Annotated in this window: 13 protein-coding genes; all 13 read right to left on the reverse strand. The window is 38.8% G+C overall.

Annotated elements, in window-relative coordinates; genetic code table 11:
• Nucleotides 1–33 precede the first annotated feature (33 nt).
• The 13 genes from BZK24_RS02500 to BZK24_RS02560 all read right to left on the reverse strand — a co-directional run bounded on the left by BZK24_RS02500 (nucleotide 34) and on the right by BZK24_RS02560 (nucleotide 11,015).
• Nucleotides 34–912, reverse strand: a complete 879-nt coding sequence (locus BZK24_RS02500; RefSeq protein ID WP_000562739.1) for a carbon-nitrogen hydrolase — start codon at nucleotides 910–912, stop codon at nucleotides 34–36.
• Nucleotides 913–915: 3 nt separating this feature from the next.
• Entirely contained in the window at nucleotides 916–1,062 is a 147-nt protein-coding gene (locus tag BZK24_RS02505) for a hypothetical protein (protein ID WP_000656207.1), read from the reverse strand.
• Nucleotides 1,028–1,747: a tRNA threonylcarbamoyladenosine dehydratase gene (locus BZK24_RS02510; protein WP_001294061.1), complete on the reverse strand. Its 720-nt coding sequence runs from the start codon at nucleotides 1,745–1,747 to the stop codon at nucleotides 1,028–1,030. Before BZK24_RS02510 ends, BZK24_RS02505 begins: the two co-directional genes overlap by 35 nt.
• A 52-nt stretch (nucleotides 1,748–1,799) precedes the next feature.
• Entirely contained in the window at nucleotides 1,800–2,039 is a 240-nt protein-coding gene (locus tag BZK24_RS02515; RefSeq protein ID WP_001087892.1) for a hypothetical protein, read from the reverse strand.
• Entirely contained in the window at nucleotides 2,026–2,406 is a 381-nt protein-coding gene (gene fliS / locus BZK24_RS02520; RefSeq protein ID WP_001199081.1) for a flagellar export chaperone FliS, read from the reverse strand. Before fliS ends, BZK24_RS02515 begins: the two co-directional genes overlap by 14 nt.
• 41 nt (nucleotides 2,407–2,447) lie before the next feature.
• Nucleotides 2,448–4,505 (reverse strand): flagellar filament capping protein FliD, encoded by a 2,058-nt coding sequence (fliD, locus tag BZK24_RS02525; RefSeq protein WP_171972375.1) that lies wholly within the window; start codon nucleotides 4,503–4,505, stop codon nucleotides 2,448–2,450.
• Nucleotides 4,506–4,521: 16 nt separating this feature from the next.
• Complete coding sequence (flaG, locus tag BZK24_RS02530; protein ID WP_000245963.1) at nucleotides 4,522–4,881, reverse strand: flagella length regulator FlaG; 360 nt, start codon at nucleotides 4,879–4,881, stop codon at nucleotides 4,522–4,524.
• A 92-nt stretch (nucleotides 4,882–4,973) separates the two neighbouring features.
• Nucleotides 4,974–6,176, reverse strand: a complete 1,203-nt coding sequence (locus tag BZK24_RS02535; RefSeq protein ID WP_077656467.1) for a murein hydrolase activator EnvC family protein — start codon at nucleotides 6,174–6,176, stop codon at nucleotides 4,974–4,976.
• Nucleotides 6,169–6,975 (reverse strand): FtsX-like permease family protein, encoded by an 807-nt coding sequence (locus BZK24_RS02540; RefSeq protein ID WP_033745859.1) that lies wholly within the window; start codon nucleotides 6,973–6,975, stop codon nucleotides 6,169–6,171. Before BZK24_RS02540 ends, BZK24_RS02535 begins: the two co-directional genes overlap by 8 nt.
• The gene (locus tag BZK24_RS02545; RefSeq protein WP_000111062.1) at nucleotides 6,962–7,633 is read right to left on the reverse strand and encodes an ABC transporter ATP-binding protein; all 672 of its coding nucleotides are present in this window, start codon (nucleotides 7,631–7,633) and stop codon (nucleotides 6,962–6,964) included. The genes BZK24_RS02540 and BZK24_RS02545 overlap by 14 nt, the downstream gene beginning before the upstream one ends.
• The gene (trmB, locus tag BZK24_RS02550; RefSeq protein ID WP_077656468.1) at nucleotides 7,630–8,811 is read right to left on the reverse strand and encodes a tRNA (guanosine(46)-N7)-methyltransferase TrmB; all 1,182 of its coding nucleotides are present in this window, start codon (nucleotides 8,809–8,811) and stop codon (nucleotides 7,630–7,632) included. The genes BZK24_RS02545 and trmB overlap by 4 nt, the downstream gene beginning before the upstream one ends.
• Nucleotides 8,812–8,821: 10 nt before the next feature.
• The gene (locus BZK24_RS02555; protein WP_171972376.1) at nucleotides 8,822–10,069 is read right to left on the reverse strand and encodes a fibronectin type III domain-containing protein; all 1,248 of its coding nucleotides are present in this window, start codon (nucleotides 10,067–10,069) and stop codon (nucleotides 8,822–8,824) included.
• Nucleotides 10,032–11,015 (reverse strand): RluA family pseudouridine synthase, encoded by a 984-nt coding sequence (locus tag BZK24_RS02560; RefSeq protein WP_077656470.1) that lies wholly within the window; start codon nucleotides 11,013–11,015, stop codon nucleotides 10,032–10,034. The genes BZK24_RS02555 and BZK24_RS02560 overlap by 38 nt, the downstream gene beginning before the upstream one ends.
• Between the last annotated feature and the right edge of the window lie 23 nt (nucleotides 11,016–11,038).

Genomic DNA, 11,038 nt, shown 5'->3' on the forward strand with positions numbered 1-11,038 from the left:
ACCTTAATTTCTAATTTTAAACTGATTGACTGATTAAATATAGCGTTTCAACAAATCGTTATAAAAATCAATGCGTCTGTCTCTTAAAAACGGCCACATTCGGCGCACTTCTTCGGTGCGTTCTAAATCAATTTCCGCATACAAAATCTCTTCTTTATCGCTCGCTTTAGCTAAAAACTCGCCTAAAGCCCCCACCACAAAACTAGAGCCAAAAAAAGTGATACCCCCCTTAATCGCACCACTAGGATCTAATTCTACGCCCACTCTGTTAGTCGCAATCAAAGGCAAGCCATTAGCGATCGCATGCCCTCTTTGGATCGTCTCCCATGCGTTTTGCTGACGCTTTTTTTCTTCATTAGAGTCTTCTTCTAAAAACCCTATCGCACTAGGATAGATTAAAATTTCTGCCCCTTTTAAAGCCATAATCCTTGCTGCTTCAGGATACCACTGATCCCAGCACACCATAAGCCCTAATTTACCCACGCTTGTAACAATAGGCTCAAAGCCCAAATCCCCCGGCGTGAAATAAAATTTTTCATAAAACCCTGGGTCATCAGGAATGTGCATTTTGCGATACACCCCAGCGATTGATCCATCTTTTTCAAACACAACCGCGCTATTGTGATACAACCCTTTAGCGCGCTTTTCAAACAAAGAAGCGACAAGCACCACTTGAAATTTTTGAGCTAAAGCGCTAAAAAAAGCCTTATCTTCTTCAAAATACTCGCCCAAATCAAAAAATTTAGGGTTTTCGCTCTGGCAAAAATAACTATAAGGGTTCAATTCTTGCAACACCACTAAATTGGTCTTAGGGTGTTTTTTTAGCGCTTGTTCAAGCAAGTTCGCTGTATGCTCTATAGTTTTTTTTCTAGAGCCGCAATAAGCATGCTGGAGGACGCTCGCACAAATCATTTTTCACTCTTCTTCATAATCAGAGTTATAGTCTTCATAATCGTCATCATCATAGACATTCTTATAATCATTATACTCTTCATCTTCTTCTTCAAAGCCCTCTAATTCTTCTTCTTCAAAATCTTCCAATTCGTCTTCGTAATCTTTCATTCCACTGCCTTTCGTTGTTAATACCTTGTTTGATAATATCTTGCACGACTTCACTCGCTATTTGCAAACCAAAACTCGCTGTAACCGCATTAAAACTCCCAAGCTCTATGCAATGCGGAATTTCAGGGCTAAAAACCACTTTAAAATCCCCTTTAAAACGGCGTTTTTTTAAAAAATCCCTAAATTTACGCCCGAATTTATCGCCATAGCTTTCCCACACACTCCCCACTTGGATGTGTTTAGGGTTCAAGCGTTTTGCACTTCCCATAGAGCTGATAAATTTTCCGTAAGCGAAATTCTGGCATTTTATCGCCAAGCTTGTTTTAATAGGCAAATCGTCCATGCAATCTAAAATGTAATCATAATCTCTAAAATTAAATGAATTTAAAAACGCTTCATCTATATGCAAATTCAAAGCTTGAATGCCCTTATAGAGATCTTGCAACACGAACACTTTAGATTCTCCTATCCTTTCTGAGCCAATCTGGCGGTTTTGATTGGTAACATCAAACACATCTTTATCAATGATAGTGATTTGCCCTATCCCCACACGATACAAAGCGTCTAGTGCAAAGCCCCCAACGCCCCCCACACCACAGATTAAAACCCTTTGTTGGCGGATTTTTTCAAAATCGTTTTTAAACAACCACCTTATGCGCGTGAATCTATCTATGGGTTCAGACAATCTTTAGCCTTCAATAAAAATAGTGCTTTTATTGTATCGTAGTTTAAAAAATCTAAGACAAAAATTTTTGAATCTTCTTAGCCTTATGCATTTGCAATTGCAGTTCTTCTTTTTCTTTTTCTAATAGTTCAATGCTTTGGGCTATCATTTCCTTAAGGCTTAAAAGCGTGTTTAAATCCAAGCTTTTTATTTGCTCTAAAGAAAGGCGCTCTATCAATGAAAAAGCGAGCTTAGAATCTTTTTTAACAAGAGCGATTTTAAAGGAATCTAATAACGCATTAGGCGAGTTCATCTGAATGGATTTCCCTCCAAGCTTCTAACAACCCCCTAGCCACATTCAACACCAAATCAATCTTACTCGCATCATTTTCCACATTGGCTTGCGTTAAAACTTTGATTTGATGGGTGTATAAGCCTGTAAGATACACCGCCACTTCCCCCCCTTTTTCATAATCTAAAATATTCAACAATTCCGTGAAAATATCCGTAACCCTATTAATATAATAAATCTTTTTTTCAATGTCTTCATTTTCAATACAGCGTTTGGCTTGCGAGGAAAATCTCAAAATCCCTTCATAAAGCATTTCAATGAGTTTTGCCGGGGATTCCACACTCACTCGGTTATGCTGGTAGGCTTGATAAGCGTTAGCGTATTGCATAATGTTCCTTTATCCTTTAAGATTGATGACTCTCTGTTTTTTTAATTCTTTTTAGCCGCCGCTTGATCGATCATCATTTGCACGGAATTGAATTTTTGATTGGCTTTAGAAATTTGGCTATCATAAGCCGCAAAGCGCTCCGCCATGATGTTGTAGCGGGTTTTTAAAAGCTCTTGAGCGTTTTCTTTGTCTTTGGTCAGGCTTTTAGCGTCTCTGTCTAGGGAATCTTCATAAATCTTTAATTTAGCGTTCCCTCCATCTATGAGGTTGGCGATGACTTGATTGAATTTAGAAAAAATGCCCTCTTGGTGGATTTCTCTGCCCCCCATATCCTTGCTATCGCTCCCATAGAAAAAATCTTGAGTCGCTTTAGGGTTAGAATTTAAGGCGCTACTCAATTTAGCCTCATCTAAACTCATCACGCCCTTATCGTCCAAACTAAGCCCGTATTTCATCAAGCTTTCTACCCCATTATCCGTATGCACGCTATAAGAAAACACGTTATTAAGAGAGGATCTAATGGCGCGAATATCGCCCACGCCGTTAAAAATCCCAGCGATTTTAGTGTCAGCGTCATAGCGCGTGTCTTCATCTAATTTAGGGATAAGCTCATTATAGGCTTTGACAAATTCTTTAAGGTTGTCTATAATAGCTTGATTGTCTCTGCTCACGCTGATAATGGCAGGCTTATTAGGCTCTGTGGTTTGCTCTAAAGTGATATTAACCCCGTTAATCACATCATTGACCTCATTAGTGGGGCGTGTGATGCTCACCCCATTATAAGTGAATTCTGAATCGCTCGCTTTTTGTAAATTTTTAGACATAAAAAGCGTGTTTTGTGAAGCTTCATAGGATTGCACCATGCCAGCGCTCAAACCCAAATCCTTCAAACTGGCCTTGCCTAAAGCGTCCTCGCCCTTAATCGTTAGCATTCCGGTTTTAGAATTGATCACAAGCTTGCCTTCGGCGTTTTTAAACACATTCAAGCCTTCTTTAGCGTTGATCGCTTGAATGATAGCGTCTGTGTTTTCTTCGCTGGTGTTGCCCTCTTTGGTTAAGGCTTTTAAATCCAGTTTTTGGCCATTCAAGCTAATCACCCCTTCTAATTTACCCTCTTTTATGGTGCGAGAGCTTTTTAACAAATCGCTTTCTTGGGTGGCGGTTTGCAAAAACCCAAGCTCTTTAGCCTTACTCCCTTTAATTTCAATGTTTCCCCCACGCCTGTCATTAATGATTAAAGATTCCCCCCCATGAAGGGTGTCTATGGAAATATCCCCATTAGCGATCAAATCTTTAAAATTAGGGTCATTTTCTAAAGCCTGCTCCATCGCTTTTTGGATCGCTGTGTTTTTTTGTTTGATAGAAGCGCTTTCAGGGAGTTCTAGCATGATAGGGACTTCATGCATGTTCCCATCAGCCCTCTTTAAATTCAAACTCACTTCACTCTTTCCGCTTCCATCAACCCCTAAAGAAAGGGCGTTTTTGTTAGTGAGCGTGGATTGGAGGTGTGAGCCAAAATAGATGCGGTTGTCTTCGCCGGTGTTTTTAGTATTCACCATTAATTGGTAGGGGTCATTCCCTCCTGTTTTCATCACAATGCCCATCACTTCGCCATTGGTAGCGTCCGTGATGCTTTGAGCCACATCGCCTAAAGTCATTCCTGCTTTAATATCCACGGCGTAGTCTTTGTTTTGCGTGTAAAATTTGAGCGTGGTATCCACTTGGCTAAAAATATCATCTCTTGAAGAAAATTTCGCTCCTAATTCGTTAATATCGCCTTGCGCTAAATTTTGCACATCCACTTTAATATCCTGAATAGGCACGCCAGCCCCCACGCTCGCGCTCAACGCATCGCCTGTAACATTGCTTTTTCGGCTGATATAAGTGGAATAATCCGAAAGCGTTTTAACCGGACCTTTTAGAGCTGAAAGGAGCGTTTTAATTTCTACAAGGGCTTTTTGTTTTTCAACATTTTGCTCCATTTTCTTGTCTAAGGGGGCGATTAACGCTTTTTCATCAGCGTCCTTAAGCTTGTCAATCACATCGTAATTCAAAACCTTACTGCCAAGCCCTAATGAGCTTAATGAACCTATTGCCATGTTTTACCTCTAATGTTTAGCCTCTTTTATCAAAGATAATGCCTATCACATCGCGCATTCTTTGCATAAGCTCCACGGCTTCTTTAGAGGGTATTTCTCTTATCACCTTATCCCCATTAGCGTCTTTGACTGAAACCACTAACCCTTTGATCGTATCGTTATAACTAAAATTAATATCCGTGCCAATGCGTTTCATTTCTTCATTCAGACGCTCGCTCAATAGCTCTAGCTTGGGTTTGTATTGATCAGGGTCTATCGTTGTCTTAGATTCATCAACGGTGTTTATAGTATTTGTGCGACTGATCTCTTTTGTGGGGGTTGTTTGAACGCTTGTGTGAGATGTGGGAATCCCAATCCCTTGAACTTCATTGACCATAAAAACCTCCAAATTTTTCCATGCCTACAAGTATAACTATTTCTTTGTTTGCATAAACTCTTTAGCCAATATCGGCAATAAAAATGATTTGTTTAATTGCGTGCAATGAGCTCTAAGGGGTTGATGTGTTTTTCTCTCATGGTAACTTCAAAGCCCAAGCGTTGATCAATGCGCCCTAAAACATAGCCTTTTTGGATTCGCATGCCGCTTTTAATGGTGGGGGCGATTTTATCCAGTTGAGAATAAATCGTGCGGATGCCGTTTTTATGCTCAATGATAACGACTTTTTTAAGCATGTTGATTTCTTTAGCGAACACGATTTTCCCGTCCAAAACATTACGCACCAAAGCGTTTGGGGTTTTTGACACTAGCGTAATAGACTCGCTAAAAATTTTTAAATTATAAACCGGGTCAATATAGGGGCCAAATTTTTGCACCACTTCATAATCGTTCAAGGGGGCGATCGTTTTTGGCCCGTTATAGCTCGTGGTGTTGATATTTTGATAAGAGCTCGCCACTTGTTTGACTTCTAAAGCTTGAGAAGATTTTTTCAAACTGACTTTTTCTTCATTTTCTCTGTTTTGCTTGATGATATTCAAGCGTTTTAAAAGAGCGTTTAAATTCTGGCGCTCTTTTTCTAAAAGGGTTAGCCGTTGGTTATAGATCGCATAATCTTTTTGCATGCTTAAAATGAGCTTATTTTGTTCGGTTTGCAAGGATTTTAAGGTTACTTCACGAGTTTTTTGCTCGTCTATGATGGATGAGATTTTTTGAATGTTGCTTTTGACTTTTAAAGCTTGCGTATTGAGATCTTTTTCTTCTTGGCTTAGTTGCGACATTTTAGATAGAGTGCTTTGGTGCAAGTTTTCAAACGCTACTTGTAAAACAACATCGTTAGAAGAGGCTAAATTCTGCCCCTTTAGGGCTTGTGAAAAAAGGAAATCCTGTAAAAGCGTATCAAACACCCTCTTTTGTAAAAATGATCGCTGTTTTTGCAAATGATCTAAAGACTTGCGGTAGTTGGTTAGGACTTTTTCTTGCGCCAAACTTTCGTTACGATTTTTTTCAAGACTCTTTTTTAAGGCAACCATTTGGCGCTCAATCTCCATTTTTTGAAGCTCTTTAGAGCGGATCGCTTCGCCTAAAGAACTCAAACGGCTGTTTAGTTGGTTTTTTTCTTCATGGGTTTTTTTTAAAAGGGTTTCTTTGTGTTGAATATCTTTAGCAATATCGCTCACTTTTTGCGTGTTAGCCAATAGTAAGGTGGCTAATAAAAATATTCCTAATTTATACATGCCTAGTCCTCCAAGCTACAAGTAAAACAGAAACAAATGAGACCACAAGGCTAAAAAGCAGTCCCCATAAAAAATGGTTTAAAACAAACGCACCTCCTATAATACCCAAAGTATCCATTGTTTTTTCAAAACCTTTTTGCGAAGTGATATAGAGCATGAACATGGGGGCTAAAAAGCTAGCGATTAGAGAATCCATTAAAGCTATTTTATACAAAAACCCGTTTTTAAAAGACACCGAAGCCCCTAATAAATCCATGATTTCTAACCTCTCATGGTATTGATAGATCCAGATGCGGACTTGCTTGAACATCAATAAAACCGATAAAACAAAGACCACTAACGCAAAGATATAGACCGCTGCTTTAATAAAACTCAAGAGATCATACACTTGCATGTAAGTTTTGGCAAAGACTTCAACTTTTTGAACGCCAGGGATTTTGAGCAATTTTTCTTTAATGTTTTCTAAACGCTCTTGAGTGGGGAATGTGGAAAGTTGTAAAGAATAAAAAAAGGGTAAATTTTTTTTTAATTCCTTAAGCCCGTCTGTGCCTAAAGTTTTTTGAAGAGGCTCTAAAGAATAATTAGGATCAATTTCTTTTAACGCTATGATTTCGTTAAAATTTTGACGCAACAATTCCAAGCCTAATTTTTGCGTGCTGGCCAACACGACTGAATAATCTTCAATCAATTTTTTTTCTTTCTGTTCGATCGCTTGATTGATAAATAACACACACTCCAAGCTAAACAATAACGCTACTAGGGGAATGATAAAGGCTAAATGCTTTTTAAGAGTATTCATAAACTTCCCCATCTTCTATATAAAATTTTCGGTGATAAGCGCTAAAATTTTTAGGGAATTTGTGTGTAACCACCACGATCGTAGCGTTTAATTGCGTGTTCATGCCCCTTAATAGGCTCCAGATTTTATCGCTAGAATAATCGTCTAAATTCCCGGTAGGCTCATCGGCTAAAATGAGTTCAGGGCAGTTCGCCATAGCCCTAGCCATAGCCACTCGCTGTTGTTCGCCTCCGCTGAGCTCTTTGGGGTAGCGGTTAGCCTTATGGCGTAAATCAATATGCCCTAAAAGTTTTTCTAGCTGCAAGTGGCATTCTTCTTTTTTGATCCCACAAATTACCATCGGCAGTTTGATGTTTTGCTCAATCGTGTAATCTTGAATCAATTTATAATCTTGGAAAACCACGCCAATATTTTTACGCAAATCTAAAATCGTCGCTTTTGAAGCGTTGTTCATGTTGATATTGCAAACTTCTAATTTACCGCTAAAAAGTTTTAAATCCCCATAAAACGAACGCAAAAGCGTGCTTTTACCGCTCCCGCTAGGCCCTGAAATGAACACAAAATCCTTCCGTTTGATGCGCAAATTAGCATGCTTAATGACCGGTTCGTTTTGCTGGTATTGTAAGCATAGATTGTTCGCTGCGATGATCACACTCATCCAATTCCCTTTTGGCTTAGGATATTTTGAAGCAAAAGATGCGCTTTGTGGTTGTTTAAGGTTTTTAAGGGGCTTTTATTGAGGTAAAAAAGCTTATTTTCTGCCAATAAAACAAACAAACGCACAGGCCAATCAAAATCCCCCATACTCAATTCCACTAAAAAATCCCCCTTATTCTCATAAATATTACAAACATGCGCAAAATACCCTTCTTTGATGATTTTTGGGGTTTTTAAAATCGCTCCAACGCTTTCTTTATCAATTGTTATTGTATCAAAAGAAAAATCAAATGCATGGTCATCAAAAGGGGTTTCATTTAATTCTAAAGAATAAATTCTTAAATCATAAATATCTTTTTTGAGTTTATTCCAACGCGCTTCATACTTGCTGATAACCGGGATTTGAGCGTTTTTTTTGATTTCTACCTCGCATTGAAAGTTTTTTAGGGCTAATTTTAGGCTGTCTTCAAAATAAAGACTATCATCGGTTCGTAATTCCAAAAACCCTCTAGGCTTTAAAACCCTTAAAGCTTCGTTTAAAAACTTTTCGCTTAGCACCCGGCGGTGTTTTTTATCATTCCATGGCACAGGGAAATGCACAAAAATTTTCTCGCACCTGTGATTTGGCATGCTTTCTAAAACCAAACGGCCATCGCCTTGCAAGATGTGCAGATTTTTTAAATCCAGCAATTCAATTTGCTTTAACGCTTGCGCGATGGATGGGGTGTAAATCTCTATCCCTAAGCATGTTTTAGTGGGGTTGTTTTTGGCTAATTCTATCAAATGCCTCCCGCTCCCAAAACCAATTTCGGCTAAAATAGGGGCTTGATTTTTTTGGATAAAATCTTCAAAAACCTCTAAATCAAGGGCTTTTTTTTGGCTCGCATGTTTAGAATTTTCTTGCAAATTATGCGAAATGACTTCAAAAGATTGCGAATAAATCCTCAAAGCTTGTTTTAAAATTTCTCGTTTTAAGGGCGTTGCTTTTTCGCTTTTGATCAAAAAATCACCCGCTCGCCGGATTTTTTGCAATAAAAAAACATCATTCTTAAAACTCGCATACACACAGCTTTTAGTGGGGTGTTTTAAGCTTAAAAATTCCTTATGAAAACAAAAATCCCCCCTTATTAAGGGGTATTCTAAAGGCTTGGAGTCTAGCTTGGCTAAAAAATGGGGCATTAAAACCCTTTTAGCGTTCTAAAAACAAACGCACTTCTTTGCTTGGGTGCGACTCTAAACCATCTTTATCCACGCTCACCACCTGATAGCGGTAAGCCACGCCCACTTTCATGTCCTTATCCACGAACTGGTTTTGTGTGATATTCCCAAAACGCAAAGGGGTTTTAGAATTGGCTTCAAAACGATACACCGCATAAGTGGCTATTTTAGCGCTTGGGTTATTTTCCCATTGGATAAAGGCTGAAGAATCTTGAATAGTCCCTTTAGTGATGATAGGGGCTTCGGGTCTGTCAGCGGTCTCACCCATGGCAGGCTCTTTGGGTAATGCCCCTTCAAGATGCGTTTTATCAAGGGCGACGACTTTATAATAACGCGTAAGGTTGTCTTTTTCTATTTTATCCACATAGGAAGTGTTAGTGGTTTGAGCGATGAATTTGTATTTATCGTTGCGGTTATTGGAAGCGTAAATGCGATAAGCTATCACATCTTCTTCTGGGGATTTATCCCAACTCAATTCAATGTGTCGTGTGAGGTTTTGGCTCACTCTAACATTAGCGATTTCTTTGGGTAAATCTTTGGTTTTCCCCTCCACTATGACGCTAGGCCTGGATTTATCCCCCATGAAATTTTCAGCAATGACTTGGTAGCGGTATTTTTTCCCATCTTCTAAATCTTTATCAAAAAACTCCACAAACAAGCGGTTTTTTACAGCCCCTACATTTAAAAATTTGCCGTCTTTATTCTGCCTTTGAATGATGTATTTAGAAACGCTGGGATTTGGGTGCGGACTCCAAAAGACTTTCACGCTTTTAGGGTATTCAAGGCTTGCGAACACGCTTTCTACAGGATTGATAAAAGAGGTTTTTACTAAAATGGGTTCTGAAAGATTAGAGATTTTATCGCCCTTGTAAGTAGCGAGCTGGTAAGTGTAAGAACTCTCTGTTTCTAGCCCCTCATCATAATAGTGGGTCGCATAAGGGTTTTTAATCGTGGCGATTCTTTTAAGTTTGGAGTCTTTTTTCAAACGATACAAAATAAACCCATCAATATCATAAGTATCAGCGATTTTAGGCCATTCAAAACCCACTGAACTCACATCGTTAATGGTTTTAATAGAATGGACTACCGGAAGCTTTGTGTCTATATTTTCTTGATTATTAAGGGCTGAAAAAGTATGATTCCTGGTAGAAGAACACCCTATAAAAACCGCTAATACCACACTACTTTGCAATAAAAGCGTGAAGTATTTTTTCTTCATCCAAGACCTCATCTAAATTCTCCTTGTCAAAAACTTTTTTAAGATATTCTAACATATCCTTTAATAGGGGAACTTTAAAGTGCAGTTTTTGCTCGCTTCTAGGGTGTTTGAACTCTATCAAATAGGCATGCAGCATGATCCTTATTTCTTCTTTAGGAAGCGCCCCATTAAGCCCGTAAAGATTATCGCCTATGATGTGTCTGTTCAAATATTCTAAATGCGCTCTGATCTGGTGCGTGCGCCCAGTGAATAGTTTAGCCCCTATCAAATTCATGCCATTTTGAGAAGTCAGCAAGCTAGTAAATTCGCTTTTAGAATAACGGCTTTTTTCTTTTTTGGCCGCTTTGAGCGCTATCATTTTTAAGCGGTTATTAGGGTTTCTTGTCAAATAGCATTCCACGCTCATTTTTTCTTCTTTTAAGGGCGTTGAAAGCAAGGCGATATAGTAGCGCCCCATCATTTTAGTTTTGAGCTGCTCGCTCAAATGAACATGGGTAAAATTGTTTTTAGCGATGACAATCCCTCCGCTTGTGTCCTTATCCAAACGATGCACAATCCCATAGCGCTCTTTTAAGCCAAGATTAGAAAGCTCGTAATTTTGAGATTTTAACCAATCCACTAAAGTAGGCTCTTTCACGCTTGGGGCTTTATGGACGACTAAATTAGGGGGCTTGTTCAACACCAACAAGTCTTCATCTTCAAAAATGACTTCTATTTCTAAATCAAGCTCTCTTTTTAAGGGTTTGGGCGTGATTTTGGGCGTTAAAAGCGTGATTTCATCGCCCTCTTTTAAGGCTAGCCCCCCTTTTTTCACCTCCTTTTTTTGACAAAACACTAGCCCCTCTTTAATCAAATTCAATACCTGGTTTTTAGAAATTTGCAATTCTTTGGCTAAAAATTCATCAAGGCGTTTGTAATGGGTAGGGGCGATGAAAACTTTTTGCATTCAAACTCTTTTTGCATTTTTAA

The sequence above is a fragment of the Helicobacter pylori genome, from assembly GCF_001998165.1.
In the GTDB taxonomy this organism is placed as follows: domain Bacteria; phylum Campylobacterota; class Campylobacteria; order Campylobacterales; family Helicobacteraceae; genus Helicobacter; species Helicobacter pylori_DL.